General features: G+C 69.7%; 20 protein-coding genes. 6 read left to right on the top strand and 14 right to left on the bottom strand.

Annotation, left to right across the window (positions count from 1 at the left end; all coding sequences use genetic code 11):
• Window positions 1-340: 340 nt before the first annotated feature.
• Window positions 341-1,360, bottom strand: coding sequence for an N-acetylglucosamine kinase (locus CA982_RS17720; protein ID WP_086536577.1), 1,020 nt, complete (start codon window positions 1,358-1,360; stop codon window positions 341-343).
• A gap of 109 nt (window positions 1,361-1,469) precedes the next feature.
• Here CA982_RS17720 and CA982_RS17715 point away from each other — a divergent pair, with 109 nt between their 5' ends.
• Entirely contained in the window at window positions 1,470-1,937 is a 468-nt protein-coding gene (locus tag CA982_RS17715) for a nitroreductase family deazaflavin-dependent oxidoreductase (RefSeq protein WP_086536576.1), read from the top strand.
• 11 nt (window positions 1,938-1,948) lie between these two features.
• On the opposite strand, the gene CA982_RS17710 is transcribed toward CA982_RS17715, so the two are convergent.
• Both CA982_RS17710 and htpG read right to left on the bottom strand, forming a co-directional pair.
• On the bottom strand, window positions 1,949-2,944 hold the full coding sequence (locus CA982_RS17710; RefSeq protein ID WP_208617986.1) for a hypothetical protein: 996 nt from the start codon (window positions 2,942-2,944) through the stop codon (window positions 1,949-1,951).
• A 31-nt stretch (window positions 2,945-2,975) separates the two neighbouring features.
• Window positions 2,976-4,991, bottom strand: coding sequence for a molecular chaperone HtpG (gene htpG / locus CA982_RS17705; RefSeq protein ID WP_086536575.1), 2,016 nt, complete (start codon window positions 4,989-4,991; stop codon window positions 2,976-2,978).
• A 173-nt stretch (window positions 4,992-5,164) separates the two neighbouring features.
• On the opposite strand from htpG, the gene CA982_RS17700 reads away from it, so the two are divergent.
• A complete protein-coding gene (locus CA982_RS17700) occupies window positions 5,165-5,920 on the top strand; it encodes a PIG-L family deacetylase (protein WP_086536574.1) in 756 nt (251 codons plus the stop codon).
• Between the two features lie 118 nt (window positions 5,921-6,038).
• Here the strand turns inward: CA982_RS17700 and recD are convergent, their stop codons facing one another.
• The 4 genes from recD to CA982_RS17680 are packed head-to-tail and all read right to left on the bottom strand — an operon-like array spanning window position 6,039 to window position 15,268.
• Window positions 6,039-7,910: an exodeoxyribonuclease V subunit alpha gene (gene recD, locus CA982_RS17695; protein ID WP_086536573.1), complete on the bottom strand. Its 1,872-nt coding sequence runs from the start codon at window positions 7,908-7,910 to the stop codon at window positions 6,039-6,041.
• Window positions 7,907-11,284 carry a UvrD-helicase domain-containing protein gene (locus tag CA982_RS17690; RefSeq protein ID WP_086536572.1) on the bottom strand — a complete coding sequence of 1,126 codons (3,378 nt, stop codon included), beginning with the start codon at window positions 11,282-11,284 and terminating at the stop codon, window positions 7,907-7,909. Before CA982_RS17690 ends, recD begins: the two co-directional genes overlap by 4 nt.
• Window positions 11,281-14,730, bottom strand: a complete 3,450-nt coding sequence (recC, locus tag CA982_RS17685; RefSeq protein ID WP_086536571.1) for an exodeoxyribonuclease V subunit gamma — start codon at window positions 14,728-14,730, stop codon at window positions 11,281-11,283. The genes CA982_RS17690 and recC overlap by 4 nt, the downstream gene beginning before the upstream one ends.
• 31 nt (window positions 14,731-14,761) lie before the next feature.
• Window positions 14,762-15,268: an acyl-CoA thioesterase gene (locus CA982_RS17680; RefSeq protein WP_086536570.1), complete on the bottom strand. Its 507-nt coding sequence runs from the start codon at window positions 15,266-15,268 to the stop codon at window positions 14,762-14,764.
• A 134-nt stretch (window positions 15,269-15,402) separates the two neighbouring features.
• Between CA982_RS17680 and CA982_RS17675 the strand changes: the two genes are divergently transcribed.
• Window positions 15,403-16,008, top strand: coding sequence for a GNAT family N-acetyltransferase (locus CA982_RS17675; RefSeq protein WP_086536569.1), 606 nt, complete (start codon window positions 15,403-15,405; stop codon window positions 16,006-16,008).
• 170 nt (window positions 16,009-16,178) lie between these two features.
• On the top strand, window positions 16,179-17,696 hold the full coding sequence (locus CA982_RS17670; RefSeq protein WP_086536568.1) for an NAD(P)/FAD-dependent oxidoreductase: 1,518 nt from the start codon (window positions 16,179-16,181) through the stop codon (window positions 17,694-17,696).
• Between the two features lie 44 nt (window positions 17,697-17,740).
• On the opposite strand, the gene CA982_RS17665 is transcribed toward CA982_RS17670, so the two are convergent.
• The 7 genes from CA982_RS17665 to CA982_RS17635 all read right to left on the bottom strand — a co-directional run bounded on the left by CA982_RS17665 (window position 17,741) and on the right by CA982_RS17635 (window position 22,938).
• Window positions 17,741-18,469, bottom strand: a complete 729-nt coding sequence (locus CA982_RS17665) for an urease accessory protein UreD (protein ID WP_086536567.1) — start codon at window positions 18,467-18,469, stop codon at window positions 17,741-17,743.
• Between the two features lie 2 nt (window positions 18,470-18,471).
• Window positions 18,472-19,158 carry an urease accessory protein UreG gene (gene ureG, locus CA982_RS17660; RefSeq protein WP_086536566.1) on the bottom strand — a complete coding sequence of 229 codons (687 nt, stop codon included), beginning with the start codon at window positions 19,156-19,158 and terminating at the stop codon, window positions 18,472-18,474.
• Between the two features lie 81 nt (window positions 19,159-19,239).
• Window positions 19,240-19,896, bottom strand: coding sequence for an urease accessory protein UreF (locus CA982_RS17655; protein WP_086536565.1), 657 nt, complete (start codon window positions 19,894-19,896; stop codon window positions 19,240-19,242).
• A complete protein-coding gene (locus CA982_RS17650) occupies window positions 19,896-21,614 on the bottom strand; it encodes an urease subunit alpha (protein ID WP_086536564.1) in 1,719 nt (572 codons plus the stop codon). Before CA982_RS17650 ends, CA982_RS17655 begins: the two co-directional genes overlap by 1 nt.
• 3 nt (window positions 21,615-21,617) lie before the next feature.
• A complete protein-coding gene (locus tag CA982_RS17645) occupies window positions 21,618-21,995 on the bottom strand; it encodes an urease subunit beta (RefSeq protein ID WP_086536563.1) in 378 nt (125 codons plus the stop codon).
• Window positions 21,996-22,080: 85 nt separating this feature from the next.
• Window positions 22,081-22,383, bottom strand: a complete 303-nt coding sequence (locus CA982_RS17640; RefSeq protein ID WP_086536588.1) for an urease subunit gamma — start codon at window positions 22,381-22,383, stop codon at window positions 22,081-22,083.
• A 132-nt stretch (window positions 22,384-22,515) separates the two neighbouring features.
• Window positions 22,516-22,938, bottom strand: coding sequence for a PaaI family thioesterase (locus tag CA982_RS17635; protein WP_086536562.1), 423 nt, complete (start codon window positions 22,936-22,938; stop codon window positions 22,516-22,518).
• 353 nt (window positions 22,939-23,291) lie between these two features.
• Here CA982_RS17635 and CA982_RS17630 point away from each other — a divergent pair, with 353 nt between their 5' ends.
• Both CA982_RS17630 and CA982_RS17625 read left to right on the top strand, forming a co-directional pair.
• Entirely contained in the window at window positions 23,292-23,690 is a 399-nt protein-coding gene (locus CA982_RS17630; RefSeq protein ID WP_010843819.1) for a BlaI/MecI/CopY family transcriptional regulator, read from the top strand.
• Window positions 23,691-23,735: 45 nt separating this feature from the next.
• A complete protein-coding gene (locus tag CA982_RS17625) occupies window positions 23,736-24,689 on the top strand; it encodes a M56 family metallopeptidase (protein WP_086536561.1) in 954 nt (317 codons plus the stop codon).
• Window positions 24,690-24,713: the final 24 nt, after the last annotated feature.

Raw genomic sequence — 24,713 nt, 5'->3', positions numbered from 1 at the left:
CGCAAGCTCACCCCGGCCCCCTGAGGAGCGAGCTCGCCAGCGTCCCCCTGCCCCCTGAGGAGCGAGCTCGCAAGCGTCACCCCTGCCCCCTGAGGAGCGAGCTTGCGAGCGTCACGAAGGGTCGTGGTGACATGCGTGGCAGACCCTTCGTGACGCGCCCTCCGCAAGCTCCGGGCGCTCCTCAGGGAGCAGGGGTTGGACGGCACCTCCGCAAGCTCCGGGCGCTCCTCAGGGAGCAGAGGTTGGACGGCACCTCCGCAAGCTCCGGGCGCTCCTCAGGGAGCGGTGGTCTGTGGTCTTTCGGATCAGGGACCGGGGCGGGCCTGTGGGTCTGTGGTTCTCACGGGTGGTGAGGACCAGCGTTCGCTCGGTAGACCTCCGCGGACAGCGGGTGTGTGGCGTCGAGATCGGCCAGGAGTCGGACTCCGTCGAACGGCCGACCGTGCGGCGGCGCCACCGCCACCGCGGGAGACCGGCGAGATACGTTGTCGACGAACCGGTTTCGGAGTCGGCCGCTGGCCGACAGGACGCCGCCCACCCAGCTCACGCGTGCGGGGTCGTCGACACCATGCCCGCTCCGGTCCAGTGCGGTGACCGCCGACGTGGCCAGCTCGTCAGCAGCGTCGTCGATGATCCGCTGCGCCACCGCATCCCCGTTCTCCGACGCGGCGTCGACCGTCCGCGCGAAGCCGGCAACACGGGCGACCCGATCGGGATCGGCCTGTACCGACATGTACAACTCGGGCAGCGGACCGAATTCCTCCTCGGTGATCGCACGGAGCGCCGTATCGGGTCCCCGACCGTCGAAGTCGCGGAGGGCTGCCGCGATGCCCGCGCGTCCGATCCAGTACGCGCTGCCCGCGTCACCGAACAGGTGACCCCAGCCGTCGACGCGGCAGACGCCGCCCCCGCCGACCCCGAGTGTCACCACGCCGGTTCCGACGGCGGTGACCGCCCCGAACTCGTGGCGATTCGCGGCCAGATACGCGGTCACCGAATCATGCGCCAGCGCTACGGATTCGACGCCCACTCCGGCGAGCGCCTCGAACAGGTCGACCGGGCGTGAGGCGCCGGGGGTGAGTCCGGATACGCCCGCCGCGACCCGCCACCGGCGCGGCAGCTCGTCGTGTCCCGGCGCATCGGTACCCGCCTCGATGATGTCCCGCACGGTCGCGGCGATCTGCTCCACGACCGGTCGGTCGGTGCGGATCGGCGGCGCTTCGTGGTCCGCGGCACCGACGGTCATCTCGACCCGCACACGTGTCCCGGTCTGGCCGCCGTCGATCAGGATCCGCGTCGCGTTGTCACCGGTCGTCACGGTGCGCAACGCTACTCGGGTGTCCGCCGGCCCGGACGGCATCGCGTCGCTTCGGCGGCATCGGCCGAGCCTCAAGCGGGCACGTCGACACGCCGTCACGAGGTCCGGGGAGTCGACACCGGGGCCGGAACGTCCATGACACACTGGGCTGATGAAGGTGCGGCGCGGACTCGCGGTGAAGATCGGCTCGATCTCCTGGATGCCTCGGTTTCTCCCGCAGATCGTCAAGTGCGACAGCGTCATCCAATCCGCGTCGGGTCACCGGCTCAGCCTGCTGGACATCGGGGACCTGCCGAACATCACGATCCGCGTGCCGGGTCGAAAGAGCGGCGCGATCCGGACGACGCAACTCCTTGCGGTCCCGGACGGGTCGGACTGGCTGATCGCCGGCTCCTACTTCGGCGGGCCCACGATGCCGGCGTGGGTGTTCAATGTTCGTGCTGCCGACGAGATCGAGATCATCGTGCACGGTGAGGTGTCCGCGGCCGTTGCCACCGAATTGTTCGATGCCGAGCGGGACGCGGCCTGGCAGACGCTGCGCACGGTGTGGCCCAACTTCGATCTGTACGAGCGGCGCACCGATCGCCGGATCCCGGTGTTCCGTCTGCGGCCTCGCTGACCTGATGCCGGTCAGCCGTCGGTGACGAACTCGGGCCGGCTCTCGGTCAGATCGACATGGCCCACGAGATACTGCTCGTCGGTCGTCTCGACCCGCGGACCGTCGGCATCGTAGTCAGGGGTGTAGGAGACCCGCCAGCGCACGGGTCCGACGACGTCGACGACCCCCAGACCCGACCCGCCCTGGGTGCCCTGGTCCCCGGACGCATCCGGGGCCGGATCGCGAAGCAGATAGCGCAGCCCGGACAGGTTTCGCGGGGCCGTCCACCGCACACTGCCGTCGACCGTGGAGCGATACAGCCGTTGGGTGCAGCCATCCACCTGCCGCCCCGCGTCGGCATCGGTCGACGCCGCGCAGGCCGTCAGGTGTGCCGACACCGCGTCGCTGACGGCCCCGGCGCCGGTGGCACTCAGTTCGCCGACGACCCGCACCGCCATGGGACCGCGGGGCGCGGTCGGGTGATCGTCGTCCGATGCCCGCGCGACGAAATCGGTGTCGCGCGAGCCCCAGCGCTGCGGTCCGGGAAACAGATGGACGGTGTCGCCCTCCCCGACCTCGGCGCCGAAGAGCGTCGGTTGCACGACGTGAAGTGCCTCGATCCGCACCGCGACCGCGCCGTCGACGACCGCCCACCCGTCGGCGAGGCGCGTCGTCCGGATCTCGGTGTCGATCACCCGCGTCCCCATCCGATATCGCACCGGGACACCGGTTTCCGGCTCGCCGTCGGCCGCCGGCCGGACCTCGATATCGGTGAGCGGCGCGGCTGCGCGTTGTGCGCGGAGGACGTTGTCGGTCAGGAACCGAGCGTCAGGACGCGGCGCGATGACACCCAGAGCGGTGACGGCGTCGGCATCGGCCAGTGCGTCGAGATAGGTCCGCACCGCGTCGAACGGGGTGGCCGCCCGCTCGTCCTCGCGGGAAAGACCGACGACGAGCGCGGCGACCAGCACCATCGCGAGAACGGCGGCCACGCCGCCGAAGACGGCGATCCGTCTCCGGCGGCTCACCGGTGCCCTGTCCGCGGTGCGGCCGGCCGGATCAGGACTCCGTACCGGCCGGCGAATCGTTGCCGGTGAATGCCTCGGTGAGGCGGCCGGCGAGGATCTTCGCGAACTCGGCCGGGTCGTCGAGCTCGCCGCCCTCGGCGATGACGGCCATGCCGTAGAGCAGCTTCGCCGTCGGCACCAGCTGGTCGTGATCACCAGCACCGTAGGCCTTGTTCAGCGCGGCGACCAGCGGATGATCGGGGTTGAGTTCGAGGGCTCGCTTCGACTTCGGGAACTCCTGACCGGATGCCCGGTACAGCTTCTCCAGCTGGGGTGACATCGAGAACGTGTCCCCGACCAGACAGGCCGGCGACTCGGTGAGGCGAGACGACAGCCGTGTCTCGCTGACATCGTCGGAAAGCGTGCTCGTGAGCCACCCCAGCAGATCGGCGTACGTCTTGTTCTGTTCTTCCTTGGCCGAATCGGCGGCGTCCTCGTCGTCACCTTCGAGGTCGACAGCGCCCTTGGCGATCGACTGGAACGTCTTGCCGTCGAATTCGGCACCCGCCGAGACCCACATCTCGTCGACCGGATCGGACAGGACGAGGACCTCGATCCCCTTGGCGCGGAAGGCTTCCATGTGCGGCGAGTTCACGATCTGCTGGCGCGATTCGCCCGTCATGTAGTAGATCGTGTCCTGACCGCTCTTCATCCGGCCGATGTAGTCGGCGAGCGTGGTCAGTTCGTCCTCGGAGTGGGTGGTCGCGAACGACGACGCCTTCAGGAGCGCATCCCGATTGTCCGGGTCGTTGACGAGACCTTCCTTGAACACCCGGCCGAAGGCATCCCAGAAGGTGCGGTAGTCGTCCGGACGACCGGCGCGCATCTCGGTGACCGTCGAGATGACCTTCTTGGTGAGACGCCGACGGATCGCACGGATCTGCCGGTCCTGCTGCAAGATCTCACGAGACACGTTCAGCGACAGGTCGGCCGCGTCGACGACACCCTTGACGAAGCGCAGGTACTCCGGCATCAGTTCGGCGCAGTCGTCCATGATGAACACGCGCTTGACGTAGAGATGGATGCCGACCTTGCTGTCCCGCATGAACAGATCGAACGGCGGCTGCGTCGGGATGAACAGCAGCGCCTGGTACTCGAAGGTGCCCTCGGCCTGCAGCGTGATGGTCTCCAGCGGAGCATCCCAGGCATGGGAGACGTGCCGGTAGAACTCCTGGTACTCCTCGTCGGTCACCTCCGAGCGGGACTTCGCCCAGAGCGCCTTCATCGAGTTGATCGTCTCGGCCTCGACGACCGTCTTCGTCTCCGGTGCCTTGGTCTCGCCCGAGTCGTCGGCGTCGGGGGCGTCGGGGGCGTCGGGGGTCTCCACCGGAACGGTCTTCTCGACGTTCATCCGGATCGGCCACGCGATGAAGTCCGAGTACCGCTTCACGAGCTGACGGAGCTTGGTCTGATCCGAGTAGTCGTAGAGATGATCCTCGGTGTCGACGGGCTTGAGCGCCAGCGTGACCGAGGTGCCCTGCGGGGCATCGGGGACGTCGTCGATCGTGTACGTGCCGTCGCCGGTCGACTCCCAGCGGGTGCCGGTGCTCTCCCCCGCCTTGCGGGTCACCAGGGTGACCTTCTCGGCGACCATGAATGTCGAGTAGAAGCCGATGCCGAACTGGCCGATCAGCTCCTCGGCGGCCGCGTCGGACACCCCGTTCGCGCGTGCTTCCGCGAGCGACCGGCGCAGCTCGGCCGTGCCCGATCGGGCCAGTGTGCCGATCAGTCCGACGACCTCGTCCCGGGTCATGCCGATCCCGTTGTCGGCGACGACCAGTGTCCGGGCCTCCGGGTCGGGATCGAGGGTGATGTGGAGGTCGGAGGTGTCGACGTCGAGATCCTTGTCGAGCAGGGACTCGAGCCGCAGCTTGTCCAGCGCGTCGGATGCGTTCGAGATCAACTCGCGCAGGAAGCTGTCCTTGTTGGAGTAGATCGAGTGCACCATGAGATCCAGCAGCTGCCGGGTCTCGGCCTGGAACTCGTGGACTTCGGGCTGAGCGCTCATCGCAGACCTCCATGTTCTGTTCTTCGTGCACCGTGCGACGAGGATCTCCGCGCGGTGCGACACGTGGGGACGGACACCGACTTTACCGAGCGGTGGTGTGGCTACCCTGGGTCGGGGACCGACTAACCCGGACGACATCCGTGCCGTGCGGGAACGATCAGGAAGCCAGGTGGATGGGCACACCGCGACTGCTGTTGGTGCACGCGCACCCCGATGACGAATCCCTGTGGACCGGTGGGCTCATCGCGCGTCACACCGACGCCGGCGGCGAGGTGGACCTCGTGATGTGCACCTGGACCGACGGCACGGTCCGGCACCGCGAACTCGCCGACGCGGTGACCATCCTCGGCATGCCCCGTCCGCCGATCATGCTCGGCTACGCCGACGACCGGCGACCGGAATCGGCACCCGACGCGCAACGACTGTGCGCCGCATCGTTCGACGAACAGGTCCGGGCACTCACCCACCACATCCGTGCCCTCCGGCCCGACATCGTGATCACCTATGACCCGTTGGGTATCTACGGTCATCCCGACCACGTCCATGCGCATCGGCTCGCCTGCGCGGCCGCGGACGCCGCTGCGTCGACGAAGCTCTACCACCGCGCCGGGCCGGCGTGGCGAGTCCGCTCGCTGTACTTCGCCACGATCCCTGAATGGATGATGGACATCCTCGCGGAGAGCCTCTTCGCGGACATCCCCCGGGAGCAGCTGCCCGGGACGCCGGAGTCCGAGATCGACGTGGTCGTCGACGTGTCCGACCTGACGACCCGCAAGCGAGCCGCGGTCACCGCCCACCGTTCCGAGATCGATCGCAGCCGGGCCATCTCGGGGTTCATGTCGCTGCCCGACGACATCCAGGAGAAGCTGCTCGGCGTCGAGTGCTACCAGCGTCGCGACCTCGTCCCCGGTGGTTGCGACCTGATCTAGGACGGTCGACACATCCATCGCGCAGTCATCCCGCGCCCGTACACCCTTCTCCAGATTGCCACCGCGCTCGGACCGGGTGGGTTCACGGAAACGGGGTGGATGTACCGGAATGTGGCGACTACCGATCATCCGGGTCGTCGAAGGGCGTGACCGTCGATCGCAGACCGCTGGCCCGCTGCACGCGACGGTTCACCGCTGCAGCCAGCACCTCCGGCGTGCCGACGATCCGCACGTGTTCGCGGGCACGGGTGATGGCGGTGTACAGCAACTCCCGCGTCAGCAGCTCCGAACCCGTCGGCGGCAGGATCACGGTGACCTGCCGGAACTGGCTCCCCTGGCTGCGGTGGATGGTCATCGCGTGGACCGACACGACGTCGGCGAGCTGCGTCGGGTGCAACAGTCGTACCGACGCCCCGCGACGGAAGGCGACCCGCACGGCGTCGACGCCCTGCATCCGTCCGTCGGGATCGGCGATCACGACACCCGTGTCACCGTTGAACGTCGATGTCTGCCGGTCGTTGGCGGTGACCAGGATCGGCTGTCCCGGATACCATCCGGCGTGTTCGGCACCCGTGGTACCGAGCCACTCGGTGATCCTGGCCGACCACCCGCGGACGCCCGACGATCCTTCCCGGTGCGCGCACAGCACGCGGTGGGCGTCGAGCGCGTCGAGCGCGGCCGTGGCATCGGCCCGGCGGGCGGCCTCCCGCAACGTTCTACCCCACTCGACGAGTTCGGCGCGTACGGCGTCGAGCTCGTCGGGCGCCACGAGTTCGACATTCGGGACGTCCTCGGCCGCCACGAGCCTCAGCACCTCGTCGGCGTTGCCGGAATTCACGGCGGCGGCCACCCGTGAGATACCGCCGCCGAACCGGAACTGCCGGCGCAGGGTGATGACGCCGTCGGCGAGGTGATCCGTGTCCTCGGAATCCAGTTCATGGTCGGCACCCGCACCCACCGCCTCGAGCGCGGCCTCCGACACCGCCATCGTGGTTCCCGAATCCGCCTGCACCCCGGCCACATCGGTTCGTTCGACCAGGTCGGCGAGCACCGCCCCCGCCTCGACCGAGGCGAGCTGATGCGGGTCACCGACGAACAGCACGCGCGCGTCGGGACGGACCGCGTCGAGCAGGCGGCTCATCGCCGTCATCGACAGCATCGAGGTCTCGTCGACGACGATCACATCGTGCGGCAGCGTACGCCCGCGGCCGTATCTCGGGTTGGCTCCCGGGCGCCATCCCAGCAGTGCATGCAGCGTGACGGCGTGCGCCGTCACCGGGACCGTCGACTCCGCCTCCACCGAGGCCTGCAGCTGAGCCGCCGCCCGGCCGGTGGGCGCACACAACCCGATCCGCAGGCCGGGTCCCTGCAGTGCGTCGAGAACGGCGAGAATGCGTGCGACGGTGTAGGTCTTGCCCGTCCCCGGGCCGCCCGCCAGGACGGTGGTCCAGCGGGTCGCGGCAACCGCGGCGGCGAGCTTCTGCAGGTACCCGTCCTCGGGCGAGGTGTACACCGCGGTGATCGCAGCGCGTAGTGCCTCCGCATCGACCACAGGCGAGGTCCGCGCGCGCCGGGCCAGCGTGTCCCGGATCGTCTGCTCCTGCCGGAAGTATTTCTGGAGGTAGACCAGGGGCCCGTCGACGGAGCGCCGTACGACCAACGGACGCAACGGACCCGCCTCGCTGCCGGCCACGAGCGGACTCTCGAGCAGGGCGCCGAGCACCGCCTCCGACGACGGGATCGTGAGGGCCTCGGTGGACTCGCCGGCCAGCTCATCGAGCCGGTCCAGCGCCAGGCACGTCGAACCCAGCCGCACCGCGCGCACCGCGAGCGCGGCCCCGAGACGCGCGGTCTCCGACACCGGCTCCGCGCACATGGCCACGAGGCGATCGGTGATGTGCACGTCCGCGGCCGCCAGTACCCCGGCCTCGTTCCACTCGGCGAGCACACCGGTGGCCCATTCCGTCACCTGGACATCGGAAGTGGTCATCGCGGTGCTCCCGCCAGCGCGTCGGACAGTTCGACGATCAGCTGCGCGGGCAGGGCCCACTCGAACACGCCGCAACCGGGCGGCGTGTCCGGACCGGCCATTCCCCGCACGAAGTGGTACTGCACCGGGCCGAGGTGCCGGACCGGGTCGTAGTCGGGTACGCGCCATCGCAGATACCTGTGCAGCGCTACGGAATACAGCATGGCCTGGAGCGGGTAGTGCGCGGCGATCATCTCGGCCGCCATCGCCGCGGTGTCGAAATCCTCGACGCGGAGGTCGCCCGGACGGATTCGGTTCGTCTTGTAGTCGACGATGACGTACCGGCCGTCCGGGGTGCGCAGCACCGAGTCGATACTGCCCGTGAGGAACCCGCGCAGCTCCCGGGCGGGCAGCTCGCGGAGGTGTTCGGCGTAGTCCCGCAGCGGATCCTCGTCGGGCAGATGCCGGTCCAGGAGCTCGGCGAATCCGCCCGGCGTCGCCCCGCCACCGCCGGGTGTGCCGTCCGACGGTCCCAGCGGGAGTTCGAAGTCGAGCTCGGCCAGGCGATCTCCCGGTTCCACACCCCAGAGGTCGCCGAACCCCAGTGGCGTGGTGAGAACGCCCACGAGTGCGGTGACCAGCACGTCGGCATCGATGTCGGCCGGCAGGACACCGATTGCGCGCGAACACAATTCGCGAACATGCGCGTCGATGTCGGGTGCCGAGGTGTCGACATACTCCAGGACCTCGTGGACCAGGGTTCCGAACGCCGCACCGTAGGGCAGACCGTTCATCAGCGACGGCGTGCCGACCTGCTCCCCATCCGCGACCTCGCCGATCTCGTCGATCCCGGCCGGATCGACGACCGGCTCGTCGTTCAGGATGTCCTCGGTGGGTTCGCTGCCGGTGGTGACGACCGGGCCGCTGGGCGCTCCCGGTGCGCCGTGCGCGACGTCGGCGACGATGGCCGAGTACGACGTCCGACGCCATTCCTGATCGATGCCGCGCCGGAACCGCGCAACCCCGAGGGACGCCGCCTCGTCCACGGAGTGCGTCGAGGTCGTGACCGCAGCGGCCTTGATCCGGCCGGCGGGCTCGACCGAGATCGCCGCGTCGCGTTCGGCCAGCGTGCGGAGCACGCTCACACAGGTGGGGTCGTCGTCCGGGATGGGCACATCGGAAGCAACCGCCCAGACCGACTCTCCGGTCTCGGACGGGGTCCGCGTCGCCGTGTCACGCCCGAAGATCAGGCGGTGCAACGGTCCGCTCGTGGTGTTCATCGACGGCGCCCACCACGCGACGACCTGCGACTGCGCCCGCGTCAGTGCCACGTACAGGAGCCGGAGGTCCTCGCCGGCGGTCTCCTCGGCGTACCGCTTGCGTCGGGCCGCACGCCCGGGGGCCTGCCCACCGCCGACGTCGAGCCGACGCGTACCCGACTCGTCGTGATAGGTGATGTTGCCGCGGTCACCGATCCACGTCCCGTCCCAGCCATAGGGCACGTAGACGATCGGGAACTGCAGACCCTTGCTGGCATGCACGGTCATGATCTGGACCGCCTGGGTGTCGCGGTCGAGTCGTCGGCTCTGGTCCTCGTATCGCTGCCGGGCGGACGTGTCCGCGATCCGCTCGGCCAGCCACTCCACGAGTGCGCTGAGTCCGGCCGAGGTCTCGACGACGTGCTTGTTGCACAACGCGGACACCTGCAGAAGGTCGGTGAGGACGCGTTCACCGTTCTCGGTGGCCAGCACCCGCGCGGCGACCCCATGCGAATCGAGGAGCCGCTGGGCCATCGCGGCGAACCCGCCCTGCACGAACACCCGCGCCAACGACGACATCTCGGCCCCGAGCTCGGCGATCTCGGGTTCGCCCGCGGTTGCCACCCGCTCGGTCGGCCACCCGAGGAGCGTCGTGAGCGCGGCCAGCCGCACCCGATCGGCACGCGAGGGTTGTTCGACCGCGCGCGTCACCCACAGCCAGTGCTGGGCCGCGGTCGTCGAGAACACGTTGACCCCGGACCCGATGACCGAGTTGATGCCCCGCTCGGCGAGTTCCCGCTGGAGTGGTTCGATGGTGCTGTTGAGCCGCACCAGGATGGCGATGTCACCGGGATCGACCGGGCGGGAGGCGCCGTCGACCTCGATCCTGGCCCCCTGGGCGAGCGTGTGTGCGATGTCGTCGGCGACATCGATCGCGATCCGCGTGCGGACGTCCTTCACCGAGGGCAGGTTGTAGGAGTTGCGGGACGCGAAGTCGTTACGCAGGAACGCGCGGATGCGCAACGGCGGGCGACCGCCCAGACGGCTCCCCGCCTGGGCGGCCGAGACCGGATGCACGACGATACCCGGATGCCCCAGCGCGGCTTCGCCATACAGGTGTCCGAGCGCGTCGACCAGGGCGCCGTCGGACCGTCGGTTCACGTCGAGCGCCTGGAGGGTGTCGGCGGAGGACACGGCGGCGAGGTAGCTGAGGACCTCCGCACCGCGAAAACCGTAGATCGACTGCTTGGGGTCGCCGACGAGGATGAGGCGACGGTGCCCGTGGAAGCAGCGGCGCACGATCTCCCACTGCAGCGGGTCGGTGTCCTGGAACTCGTCGACCAGGACGACGGTGAAGGTGTCGCGGATCCGCCGGCACGCCCGCTCGCCGACCACCGGGTCGGTCACGATCCGGTGCAGGATGGCCTGTAGGTCGTCATAGGTCCGAACGCGCGCATCGCGTTTGCGTGTCTCGACGATGCGGCGGACCGCGGTGGCGAAGCTGACCCGGCGGGCCGCGACCGAGCCGTCGGTCACCTCGGAGTCGTCCGGTGCCAACGCGACCGACGCCTGACGCACCGCGTCGCGGGCGATGGCCCGGGCCTCGGAGAAGTCGAACTCCGGTGTGTCACTTGCCCAGAAGCCCCGCAGGTACAGGTCCAGGGCAACTTCTTCGGTGAGTTCGTCGACCTCCTCGACGATCGAGTAGACCAGCTCGCGTTCACCGAGGAAACCGAGCGCCTCCAACATGCGATTGCAGAACGTGTGGGTGGTCGCGATCGTCGACGCGTCGAAGTCGCTGAGGGCCCTGGCCAGATTGCGGCGGCGGGCGGCGACCTCGTCCGGTGTTCCCTGGGCCAGCATCAGCAACAGCGCGTCGTGGCCGGTGTCCGCGCCCGCGCGGCCGAGCCCGTCGAGCAACTCCCGCACGCGGTCTCGCATGCGTTCCCGCAGTTCGGCGGTCGCGGCTCGACTGAACGTCACGAGCAGCATCTGCGAGATGGGTACGCCTTCGGCGATGTGCCGGGCGGCGAGACCGACGATGGCGTAGGTCTTCCCGGTTCCCGCACTGGCCTCCAGGACCGTGGTGTGGTCCGGCAGGTCGGCGGTGATGTCGAAGGTGGCCGGGCGTCTCATGAGCCCTCCCGGTGCAGGTTGAGCGGCACCCACACGGTTCGCGCGAGTCCGGCGAACAGCGGTTCGCCCTCGGACATGGGCAGTTCGACTCCGCCGACCGACCGGTGCTCGGGTGGCCGGCCGTCGAGGAGGTCGTCGAAGTCGACGTCGGCCAGCACGTCGCCGCCGAACGCCAGCCGCACATAGGGGTCGTGCGCGGGACCGAACTTGTCCTCGAAGTTCCTGCGCGCGTTGGCCAGCGAGAAGGTGCTGCGCCGGCCGGGTCCGTCGTTCTCGACGAAGGCGAACGCGGGTTCCAGGGGCAACGGCAGCGGACGACGGAGACCCTCGTCGCGGAGTCGGACGAGGTCGTACAACAGCGGGACCGGGTCCTCGGGTCGTCGGAGCCTGACAGTGCTGGTCCCGCCGCCGCGGGCGGCGCGCCCGACCAGGACCGCGGACTCGACCGGCCCGGCCGCGTCGTTGCCCTGGGTCGCAGCGGCGGCGACGGCGAGCAGCGTGATCCACCCGCTGAGTTGCTGTTTGGCCTTGAGCTTGGAGTAGGTCGCCCGGACCACCGCCGCCGGCCCGGTGTCGCCGAACACCTCGCCGACCGTGCCGTGTACCCGCCGCCCGTCGGGCAGACGGACCAGGACGTCGAGGGTCCGGGGAGCCCCCGACCGCAGCGGCTCGACGACACCGTGCAGCCGCGTCACCGCCCGGGAGATGGCGCGTAATTCGCGCGTGCCGAAGGCGAACGGGGGCAGGGTGCCGCGCCGGAGCTCGGCGGCCTCGCAGTCCGAGATGGACACCCCGGTCAGCATCCGGGACAGGAAACGGTCGCCGATCCCCCACTTGTCCAGCGGTTCCAGTTCCACGTCCAGCTGATCGTCGTGCGGCCGGTCGTCGTCGGGGATGCGGGCACCGAGTCGTTGCCGGACGAACGCGACGATCGGATCGACGTGGAAGTCGATGAGGGTGGCGAGGTCGATGTCCTCGGTGTCGAGGGTGCGTTCCGGCGCCGGCAGGACCTCGTGCGCGGCCACCACCGGTCGCCGCGCCGGCCCGCGCATCGCCTCGGCGCCGGCGAGCATCGACGAATCGTGACTGAACGGTCCCGGAATCCCCTGAACCCCGCCGGGGGTGAAGTTCCGTGCGTCGAATCCGTGGAGAGTGTGTCGACGGACCGGGTCGACGCCGGTCAGACCGGTGAGTGTGTCGACGAGTTCGCTGACGACCACGGCCGGCGGGATGCGCCGGCCGGAGACCGGATCGGCGCCGCTGTAGAAGACGAGGAGTGCGTCCTGTGCGGCACAGATCGCGTCGAGAAAACACTGCCGGTCCTCGTCCCGCGGATTGCGTTCGCCCACCAGCGGATCGACGCCGAGGACATCGTCGCCGTCGATCCGCTGGACGCGTGGGAAGACCTCCGCGTCCACACCGAGCAGCACGATCACCCGGTGCGGCACCGAGCGCATGGGCACCATCGTGCAGACGGTGAGTTCGCCGGTGCGGAAATTCGAGCGGGTCGGCCGGCCGGCGACCAGGGTCGCCAGCAGGTCCCGCACGTCTGCCAGCCGCAGGACCTCCTCCGGCTCGACCGGACGGGTGTCTCCGAGGGCCTCGCTCAGCATCCGGATGGCCTGCGCGCGTTGCCAGTCGTCGACGGGCTCCGTCTCCGTGAGGGACGACACGGCATCGATGAGCGTCTCGGCCCAGCGGTGCGCGGGGGCTGCTTCACGCAATTCGGCCAGCACCCGACCCAGACGGTCGAGGAATTCGTCGAACCGGCCGACGAGGTCGATCCCGGTGCTCTCGACGCCGGCCAGTGGCAGTGCGGTACCGAGCCATTCATCGTCGGCCTCCTCGGCGACGACGCCGAGGGCGATCCGATCCAGGCCGGCATCGAAGGTTCCCTGCCGGAATCGTTCGAGTCCGTACCGGGCGCGTTCGGCGACGCCCAAGCCCCAGCGGACATTGCTGTGCGCCAGCCATTCCCGGATCAGGTCGAGGTCGTCGTCGGTCATCGCGAACCGGGTTCGTACCGGCGGGGCGCCGAGGAGGTCGACGACCTCGCCGGCGGTCACGCGACCCGCGGCCAGCTCCACGACTCCGACGATCACGTCGAGGATCGGGTTGACGTGGCGGATTCCGCGGTCGGCCAGGCGAACTCGTAGATCGAAGGCCGGGTGCGGCAGGCCTGCCTGGCCGAACGCGCCACGGATCAGCGGCGCGAACGTCTCGACATCCGGACACATGACGAGGACGTCGCGCGGCTGTAGCCGCGGGTCGGCGGCGAACAGATGCAGCAGCCGATCCCGCAGCACCTCGATCTGTCGCTCGGGTCCGTGGCAGGCGTGCACCTCGACCGACGGATCTGCGGTGTCCGGGGTGTTCGAGCTGTCCGGGGTGTCGGTGCCGTCAGCCGCGGGGGCCAGGTCGTCGCGGATCCCCGACTGCACGGCGTGCAGCGCGGTGTCGGCGACCCCGGGCTGCCGCGGGGCATGGTGGATGTCCCGCTCCACGATCGGAGCGAGACGCAGCTGCAGTTCCTGCAGATCTCGGGAGAGACCGGCCAGCAAGGGGTTTCGCAGTTCGGGGAGCGCGCGTTCCGCGCGCCGCGGCGGGACTCCCTCGCCGGCACCGGGATCGACGAGCGCTCCGAGTTCCTCCCACAACCGGGGGCTCGGGTGCGGCACGAACAGGTGGACATCGTGGTGTACGGCGACTGCGGCGGCGATCCGACGAAACGATTCGGTGAGCCGGGTCGGCCCGAACACCGACAACCGTTCCGGCAATCCCCCGGCGGCCGGGTCGGTGCGCAGGCGATCGCAGACGGCGGGCAGATCCTCCGCGGGATGCGGTCGGCCGATCTCCTCGCGGACCGCGCGCCAGAATCCGGGCTGCCAGGCGAGATCGTCCCGCAGGGGTCGACCGGCACCGTCGAGGTCGTGACCGGCCGCCCAGTCGGCGATCAGGGACGGCCGTGACCGCCCGTACCGATCGAACAGTTCGGCCAGATGCCGCGCGGTGGCGTAGCGGCGTCCGATCCGGGGCGAGGAGGCGTCGCCGGCACCGATGTGCCGCGCGATGACGTCGAGCGCAGGATCGTCGATGCGGTCGTCGAGGACGCGCAGCACCGGCCACGTCAACTCGGCCGCGCGCCAGGGATCGTCCGGCGCCGTGAGCGAGGCGGCGGTGTGCAGAGGCGTTCCGCCGAGCACCGCCGCACCGATCGCATCCGCCAGCCGGGACGGCCCGGTGAAGTCGATGTTCGCGGCGATACCGTCCTCGCCGGTTCCGGTTCCCAGCCGCCGCGCCAGATGCTGGGCGAGCCACCGCTCGACGCCGGCGGCGGGAACCGACACGATCTCCGGCCGCATCGGATCGCCGAGCGGACGCGCCAGGACATCGGCCAGCGCATCGGCCAGGGTGTCGGTGCGTTCGGCGCGGTGCAGGATCAGCATCGGATGGGTGTGCCTGACGGGCGCGGGCCGGTCAGCCCGCTGCGTTCGACCGAGGTGTGTGGAACCGCACCGGCTCCCCGAGCCGCGCGGACAACAGACCCCGTGCGTCGTCGGGAATGGGGGACGGGCGGCCGGTGTCCGGATCGACGACGACCATCGTCGTCTCGGCGGTGGCGCACAACGTCCCGGACTGGTCGAACAGGCGCAGGGCCATGACGAACGACGACCGGCCGACGCGTCCGATGCAGGTGCGGACGTGGACGGGGTCGAGCGAGTAGTGGACGGGTGCGGAGAACTCGATGTCCTGGCGTGCGACGAGGAACGAGAACTTCCGCGGCCGATCGGGCATCCACTCGAAGAACGATCGCACGCGGCTCTCCTCGAAGATCCGCGAGATCTGCACGTTGTTGATGTGATTGTTGATGTCCATGTCGCCCCAGCGGAGCGCGACCGGGATGTCGAGGTGATAGTCGGGACCGGCTGCGGGCGCATCCGGATCGAGGGTGTCGGAATCGGGGGCATCTGGGTCGAGGGCCACGGCGCAGATCTTAGTGCGGGACACGCGTGCGACGAACTGCAGGAGTCATCGTCGACCAGACCGTAGACTCACTCGCCGGGGCAGGACGACAGGCGAATCGGTGCGCGCACCCCCGCGCGCGGTGAGGGGCTCGGGTGAACATCGACACGGTACGGGCTCGTCTGCGCCCGGTGTCCGCCGTCGACGTCGACGAGCTCGTCCATCTCGACAGCGATCCCGAGGTCATGCGCTACGTCAGCGGCGGCGCCGCGACACCGCGCGCCGTGATCGAGGAGTGGGTGGTGCCCCGCGCAGAGACCGAGCACCGGAAGTACGGCACCGGCACGTGGGTTCTGTGCGACCCCGCCACCGCCGCCTTTCTCGGCTGGATCTCGCTACGCACGCCACGCCACAGCTGTCGAGCGGAACTGGAACTGAGCTATCGCCTCCGTCGCACGGTGTGGGGTCGCGGACTGGCCACCGAGGCGGCGTTCGCGCTCGTCGCGTTCGCCTTCGACCACCTCGGAACCGATCGGGTCTTCGCGAGCACCGTCGCCCGCAACGCATCCTCTCGCCGGGTGATGGAGAAACTCGGCATGACGCTCTGCGCGATCCACCTCTGCGACGATGCCGCCGACTCTGCCGAACTGCTCACGATCCATCCCGACCGGGACCGGTCCGAGGTCGAATACGAGCTCGTACGCGCCGACTGGCAGGAGCGATCCCAGCGCTGGTCGTCGGCCGGCGGTCTCACCGCGTGAACACAACACCCCTCTGGCCGCGCCCATCGGATCATCATTGACTACCGTTGAGAACATGCACGGTCGTACTCCGGCCCCGGCGCTACGCGGCTCCTCCGGGTAGCACCCCCACCGGGTCCGCCGAAGTCCGCACGACCGTCGCCCAACGACCTAGAAGGAGATGTCTGGAGATGAGCAGCCCCGCCGTCCAGGCCCCCGCTGGAGCAGCCACGACCCGCCGGAAAGTGGTCATCATCGGTTCGGGCTTCGGCGGATTGTTCGCCGCCCAGCGACTGGCCAAGGCCGATGTCGACGTCACGCTGATCGCCAAGACCACGCATCACCTGTTCCAGCCGATGCTGTACCAGGTGGCGACGGGCATCGTCGCCGAGGGCGAGATCGCCCCGGCCACCCGCGTGGTCCTGCGCAAGCAGAAGAACACCGCCGTGCTCATGGGCGACGTGTACGACATCGACCTCGACGCCAAGACGGTCACCTCCCGGCTGCTCGAGCGGATCACGGTCACCCCGTACGACGACCTGATCGTGGCCGCCGGAGCCGACCAGTCCTACTTCGGCAACGACCACTTCGCCGAGTACGCGCCCGGCATGAAGACCATCGACCACGCCCTCGAACTGCGTGGCCGCATCCTCGGGGCCTTCGAGCAGGCCGAGCTGTCCCACGACCCCGCCGAGCGCGCCAAGTTGCTGACCTTCGTGGTCGTCGGCGCCGGCCCGACCGGTGTCGAGCTGGCCGGGCAGATCGCCGAGATGAGCGACAAGACGCTCAAGGGCGCCTTCCGCAACATCGACCCGACCGAGGCCCGGGTGATCCTGCTCGACGCCGCGCCGGCCGTCCTGCCGCCGTTCGGCCCCAAGCTCGGCGGCAAGGCCGCGGCCCGCCTCGAGCGGATGGGGGTCGAGATCCAGCTGAACGCGATGGTCGTCGACGTCGACTACGACGGCCTGGTCGTCAAGGAGAAGGACGGCACCACCCGCCGCATCGAGTCGCAGTGCAAGGTGTGGTCGGCCGGCGTGCAGGCCAGCCCCCTCGGACAGCAGCTCGCCGAACAGTCGGGCGTCGAACTCGACCGCGCCGGCCGGGTGAAGGTGCTCCCCGACCTGACCATTCCCGGCCATCCGGAGGTGTTCGTCGTCGGCGACATGATGGCGGTCGACGGGGTGCCGGGCGTTGCGCAGGGCGCGATCCAGGGCGGTCGATACGCCGCGGATGCCATCAAGGCCGAGCTGAAGGGTCAGACCCCCGACCAGCGCAAGCCGTTCAGCTACTACGACAAGGGATCGATGGCGACCATCTCGCGGTACTCCGCGGTGATGCAGGTCCCGATCCCGGGCATCAAGAAGACGTTCGAGACCGAGGGTTACTTCGCCTGGCTCGGCTGGCTGGCACTGCACCTCGTGTACCTGGTCGGATTCCGCAACCGATTGAACACGCTGATCAACTGGTTCTTCGCGTTCACCACGCGTGGTCGATCGCAGCTCGCGGTGACCGAACAGCAGGTGTACGCGCGGACGGCGATCGGTCAGCTGTCGGCCCTGGAGAAGGCCGGCACGACCTCGGAGTCGGAGCCGGCCAAGACCGACGCCGGCACCGTGGACTCGGAGTCGACGGGTACCGGGACCACCGGATCGGTACCCACCGAGGGCAAGGACGCCGACGGCAAGGAATCCGAGGCCGAGGCCAGCTGACGCGACGGCCGGCCGGCGAACACCCGCCGGCCACCTTCGGGGTGCTACGGCACCGCGGCCAGTGAATCGATCTCGAGATCGTCGGCCAGCCGCTGAGCAGCGCTGACCGAGGCTCCGAGGGCGGTGGTCAGGCTGGCTCCCCCGGCGAGTTGGAGCCGCGCGGCGAACTCGGTCGCGTGTACCTCCCCCGACCGGTCGTCGGGATAGCGGAAGACGCTGCTCGCCGCGCGGTGGCCGGCAGCACCGGCTGGGGTGCCGTGCCCCAGCGTGAGCCGATGCGCGAGCATTACCTCGCCGTCCACGTCCACACGCAGTCCCCCGGTCCAGGCACCCGCCCGGTCCCGGTCGGCCAGAGTCGAGTCCGTCATCGTGGCCGCCCGGCCGATCTGCACGTGCTCGTGCAGGTCGAGGGTGGCGCCCGACGCCAGACGCACCGCGATGTCGGACTGATGCCGCGCACCGCCCGCGACGACGGTGGGTTGCGGGTCGAGCCGCAGACGCCCGCCGTCACCGACTCCGATCTCCCACCGGGCCGACGAGTCCACGCGGTCGCGGGCCGGCAGTGCGATGGTCGCGGCGACGCTGCCCACCCGTAGGTGCGCGCCGGGTTCGACTTCGATGCGGACCACGATCTCGTCACCGCCAAGGGGCGTCGCGGCCGTGCCGATGAGCTGCACGTGGCCGGGGGCCGTGACCCGCACGCCGAGACCCCCGACCGCCCGGTGGCGCACACCGCGGTCGACGGTGGCGACGATGTCGACCTCGGTGCGCATGGTCACCCGGCGACGACCGGGGCGGCCAGCTGTGTCCGCACCCACGCCAGCACGTCGGTCGCGGCGGGATCCTCGGTCAGCGAGATCATGGCGGTCTGCCGGCCGTCACGGACCCTCGCCGCGTCGCGGCGCATGACGTCGAGGTCGGCGTTGACCCGTTCGGCCAGGTCGATCTTGTTGATCACCAACAGGTCCGAGAACGTGACACCCGGGCCACCCTTGCGGGGCACCTTGTCCCCGCCCGCGACGTCGATGACGAAGATCTGCACGTCGATCAGACCCGTCGAGAAGGTGGCGGTGAGATTGTCGCCGCCGGACTCCACCAGGATCAGGTCCAGCGGTGGATTGGCCTCCACGAGATCGTCGATGGCGTCGAGATTGGCGGTGATGTCATCCCGGATGGCGGTGTGCGGGCACCCGCCGGTCTGGACGGCGGTGATCCGCTCATCGGGCAGAACAGCGTTGCGGCGCAGGAAGTCGGCGTCCTCGGTCGTGTAGATGTCGTTGGTCAGCACGGCCACCGACAACTCGTCGCGGAGCTGACGGCAGAGCGCGGCCACCAGCGCGGTCTTGCCGGACCCGACGGGACCACCGATGCCGATACGCAGGGCCTCACCGGGTTCACGCTTGCGACGCGGCCGGTCGTGGTCGTGGGTGTGCGGCTGCCCGTCGATGAGATGCGGGGGCATGGGGACTCCTCTCGGTCGGCGATGTGCGGGTGCGCGACATCGTCAGGTCAGGTCGGGCGGGGGTCAGGACGTGAACAGCGGTCAGGACATGAAGAGCGGCATCGGCTGCCGCTCATGGCGTTCGGCGAAGATGTCGAGAACCGGATCGGACAGGTCCGCCAGACCGACCGCGGCCTCCGCGGCGACCCGCTCGCACTCGGCGCCGAGTTCGGCGATCATGATCGACACGTCCGCGGGGTCGAGTGCGAGCAGACGCTGGCCGGCGGTCGCCGACCCGCTCATCGTGGTGTACACGAGGATCAGCGCGGTGTGGAATCCCGAGAGCGAGGACACAGCACCGATCGACCCGCTGATGACCGGGAGATGTGTTGCCGGCCGGTGGGCCGACCAGTCGGTGTCCGGCCACATCCGGCGTGCGAGGCGCGCCATTCCCCGGCCCTGCGCCAGCGACGCCTTCCGCGCGGCGGATGACGGTGTGCGCGCGTCGGTCTCCCGCTGCGCGTGGGGCACGTCGAGGGCACCGTCGGCCACCGCGGCCGCCACCGACGCGGCGACCAGACCACTCGTGGTCACCCGGCGGTACAGAAAGGAGGCGAGATCGCCTGCGGTGCGGATGAATCCGTCGGCGATGGCCTGTTCGACCCCGCCGGAGTGCACGTGTCCGCCCACCGGCAGTCGGGAATCCGCCAGTGCGAGCATCATCGCCAGCGGCGCGGAGGTGGTGTCGCCGGATCGCATCAGAAGAGGAAATATCGTTGCGCCATCGGGAGTTCGGCGACGGGTTCGGATTCCCACACCTCACCGTCGACCGTCACCGTGAACGTATCGGGGTCGACCTCGATCGTCGGGCATGCGTCGTTGTTGACCATGTCGGCCTTGCCGACGCCGCGGGTGTTCTTGACCGGGACGAGCCGCCGGTCGACCCCGATCCGGCCGGCGAGGTCGGCGTCGGCACCCGGAGCCACGAAGCTGACCGACGTGGCGGCCGCGAGTTTGGGTGCGGCGCCGAACATCGGGCGCGGGAAGACCGGTTGCGGAGTGGGGATCGAGGCATTGGCGTCGCCCATCGCCGCCCAGGCGATCGCGCCGCCCTTGATGACCAGATCCGGCCGGATTCCGAAGAACGCGGGATCCCACAGCACCAGGTCGGCGAGCTTGCCGACCTCGACCGAGCCGATCTCGTCGTCGAAGCCGTGCGCGCGCGCCGGGCAGATCGTGTACTTCGCGACGTAGCGTCGGGCGCGGTTGTTGTCGGCCCGGCCGTCGCCGGGCAGCGCCCCCCGCTTGCGCTTCATCACGTGCGCGGTCTGCCACGTCCGCAGCACGACTTCGCCGATCCGGCCCATCGCCTGCGAGTCCGACCCGATCATGGAAATGGCACCCAGGTCGTGCAGCAGGTCTTCGGCGGCGATCGTGGACGGGCGGATCCGGCTCTCCGCGAAGGCGAGATCCTCCGGCACCGTGGGGTTGAGGTGGTGGCAGACCATCAGCATGTCGAGGTGCTCGTCGAGTGTGTTGACCGTGTGCGGACGAGTCGGATTCGTCGACGACGGAAGCACATTCGGGTATGCGGCGACGGTGATGATGTCCGGTGCGTGACCACCGCCGGCACCCTCGGTGTGATAGGCGTGGATGCCCCGGCCCGCGATCGCGCCGAGAGTGGTCTCCACGAACCCGGCCTCGTTCAGGGTGTCGGAGTGCAGCGCGACCTGGACGCCGGTCTCGTCGGCGACCCGCAGGCAGGCGTCGATGGCCGCGGGCGTACTGCCCCAGTCCTCATGCAGCTTGAAACCGGAAGCGCCCGCACGGATCTGCTCGTGCATCGACTCGGCGCTGACGGTGTTGCCCTTGCCGAGGAGTGCGATGTTCATCGGCCAGTGATCGGTGGCGGCGAGAATCGAGGCCAGGTGCCACGCGCCGGGCGTCACGGTGGTCGCCTTGCTGCCCTCGGCCGGTCCCGTCCCGCCGCCGACCACGGTGGTGATCCCGTTGCCCAGCGCCTCGTCCATGATCTGCGGACAGATGAAATGGACGTGGCAGTCGATCGCGCCGGCGGTGACGATCTTGCCGTTGCCCGCGATGATCTCGGTCGACGGTCCGATGACGAGGTCCGGATGCACCCCGTCCATGGTGTCGGGGTTGCCCGCCTTGCCCATCGCGACGATGCGTCCGTCCCGAATCCCCAGGTCGGCCTTGATGATTCCCCAGTGATCGAGGACGACGACACCGGTGATGATCGTGTCGGGAGCGCCGTCGGCGCGGGTCGCCCGACTCTGTCCCATCGACTCGCGGATCACCTTGCCACCCCCGAAGACCGCCTCGTCCCCGGCTCGTCCCGGCCCACCCGAGAGATCCTCGGTGACCTCGATGAGCAGGTCGGTGTCGGCGAGCCGGATCAGATCGCCCGTCGTCGGGCCGAACAGTTGGGCATAACGGTCGCGTCCCAGGATGGCCATGTGTCACTCACTCTCGTCGCTGGGGACGGCGTCGACCGGGCCGCAGGCGCCGGGCGGATCGAGGGATATCCCGTACACCTCGCGGGTCCCGCCCAGCGGCACCAGGCCCACGGTCATCTCGATTCCCGGCTCGAACCGCACGGCGGTGCCGGCCGGGATGTCGAGCCGACGGCCGTGTGCGCGCGAGCGGTCGAAGACGAGTGCGGAGTTCGACTGCGGGAAGTGCACGTGGCTGCCGACCTGCACCGGGCGATCACCGGAGTTCACGACGCGGAGCTCGACGGCGCCGACGCCCGCGTTGAGTTCGATGGTCCCGTCGACGGCGATGACCTCGCCCGGCACGATCGCCGATCGCGGGCCGGTGGAGTGCGTACCCGGCATCTCGGTCCTTCCTGGAGTGCTGCGGTTCAGCGGACGGGACTGGTCGACGACGGACCGCCCGCCAACGGTCTGGCTGGGTCGGGGCTCAGGCGATCGGGTCGTGCACGGTCACCAGCTTGGTGCCGTCCGGGAAGGTCGCCTCGACCTGGACGTCGTGCAGCATCTCCGACACCCCGTCCATCACGTCGTCGCGCCGCAGGACCTCGCGTCCCGAGGTCATCAACTCGGCCACCGACCGGCCGTCACGCGCGCCTTCGAGGACGTGATCGGTGATCAGCGCCACCGATTCCGGGTGATTGAGCTTCAGACCGCGTGCCTGCCGCCGGCGGGCCAGTTCGGCCGCGTACGAGATCAACAGCCGTTCTTGTTCATGCGGCGACAATCGCACCGGGAGCACTCCTCGAGGGTGATCGGCCGGACGGTCGATCGGTGGGTCCGGCCGGGCAGTAGGAGTCATCCTGCCATGCCGGGACAGGGTCGGCGCGCCGAGCGACGCCGGCGTGACGCGGACCTCAGCGGCCTATGTGACCTCGATGTTCTGCAGTCGCACCTGAGACCGGGCCAGCAGCGCGCCGTCCTGGTCGACCATGTCGACGGCCCAGAGTTGCTGTCGACGGCCGCGGTGGATCGGCGTGGACGTCGCGGTGACCGTGCCCGCGCGCACCGACCGGAGGAAGTCGGTGTTGTTGTTGACCCCGACCGCGGTGCCGCCGATCCCGGAGTCCTGCAGCCACAGGAAGCCGCTCATGCTGGCGACACTCTCGCCGACCGCGCAGTAGACCCCGCCGTGCACGATCCCGAACGGCTGATGGTGACTCTCGGTGATCTCCATCGTGGCCACGATCCGGTCGGGCCCCGCCTCGACGACCCCGAGTCCGAGGACGCCGTCGAGTCCTTTGCCGAATGAATCCCGGAGCACCTCGTCCGCACTGTTCGCAGTCATGGCGTCCACAGTCGCACGCGGGTCCGGCGGGCGCGACAGCGGTCCGCGAACCCGCGTGGACTACCGCGGGAACATGGGACGTGCACCGGTCGTTGATTAGCCGTAGATACCGGAAGGCCCCGCACCTCTGGGAGATGCGGGGCCTTCCGTGCCGTGGACCGGGGGTCTCTGCAGCCCTCAGGACTCTCGCGCGGTCCGACGTGACACTTAATGTAGGCTAGCCTTACCAACGTGTCAAGCGCCGCGGAAACGGCCACGTCAACGGCGTGCCGCCCCGCGCGAGCGTCGCTCGGCACACCGGCACGCAACAACTGGGTATCCAGCGGACCCACAAACGGAGGCACAGCAGTAAAATGCGAAAGATGAATGGCCTGGGCGACCTCGAACGCGCTGTGATGGACACGTTGTGGGAGAGTTCGACCCCGCAGACCGTGCGGCAGGTGCACGCCGCGCTGTCACGGGACCGTTCGCTCGCCTACACGACCGTCATGACGGTCCTGCAGCGACTGGCGAAGAAGAACCTGGTGACGCAGATCCGCGACGACCGGGCGCACAAGTACGTCCCCACGCACCCGCGAGAGGACCTGGTCGCCAGCCTCATGGTCGACGCCCTCAGCGAGGCCGACGCCCCCGGGTCGCGGCACGCCGCCCTGGTGTCCTTCGTCGGACGCGTCGGCGCCGACGAGGCGGCCGCCCTCCGTTCCGCACTCGATGAACTCGAAGCCGCCCGCGGAACGAGCGACACCGGTTAGATTCGCGGCACCACCACTCGCAGCCCACTTTGAGGAATCAACCAGATGACCGCCTTGCTCTTCGGCATCGTCAGCCTGGTGCTCGCCGGACCCGTACCCGAGGCACTGTCCCGGGCGCGCTGGCCGATCCGAGCGCCACGTGCGGCGATGACGCTGTGGCAGGCCATTGCCCTGGCCGCCGTCCTGTCGGCGTTCAGCTGTGGCCTGGCGATCGCGGCGAACATCCTTGTGATCGGACCGGACGGCACCCCGACCACCCACCCGGTCCGCGAGATCGAACGGCTCGGCTGGCCACTGTGGCTCCTGTGCGTCGGCGTCTTCGTCCTGACCCTCCTGGTCGGCGCGCGACTGTTCTACACGGTGATCCGCGTCGGTGTGCGCACCCGCGCCCGGCGTAAGGCGCACCGCCAGCTCATCGACATCCTCGACCGCTGTGACCGGACCGACGACGCCGACGACCCGCTCTACGCCCGCGACGTCCGCATGATCGACGTCGAGCAGCCGCTCGCCTACTGCCTGCCCGGCCTCCGCCAGCGTGTCGTGGTCAGCGAAGGCGTCGTGCATCGCCTCACCCGGGACGAACTGGTCGCCGTCATCGCGCACGAGCGCGCCCACCTACGTGCCCGGCACGACCTCGTGCTCGAGGCCTTCATCGCACTGCACGAGGCGTTCCCCCGGTTCGTGCGCAGCAGTTCCGCGCTCGGCGCGGCCGAACTCCTCGTCGAGGCACTGGCCGACGATCAGGCCGTCCGGGCGACCACCCCGACCACGCTGGGTCGTGCGCTGGTCGCCTGCGCCGACGCGGTTGCCCCGCGCGGTGCGATGGCGGTCGGCGGGCCGACGACCCTGACGCGCGTCCACCGTCTCCGCGACGACCGCCCCGCGCGGATCGTCGCCGCCGGCGCCTACGGCGCGGCCGCAGCGATCCTGGTCCTCCCGACCCTCGCGGTCGCGATCCCGTGGCTCACCGAGCTCAACCGGCTCATGTCGGCATTCTGACGACTCGTCTTCCCCGCGGCGTCG

Source organism: Gordonia lacunae, assembly GCF_002149015.1.
Classification (GTDB): domain Bacteria; phylum Actinomycetota; class Actinomycetes; order Mycobacteriales; family Mycobacteriaceae; genus Gordonia; species Gordonia lacunae.
Note: the sequence above shows the minus strand (reverse complement) of the source record. Positions and strands in the feature narration are given on the sequence as shown.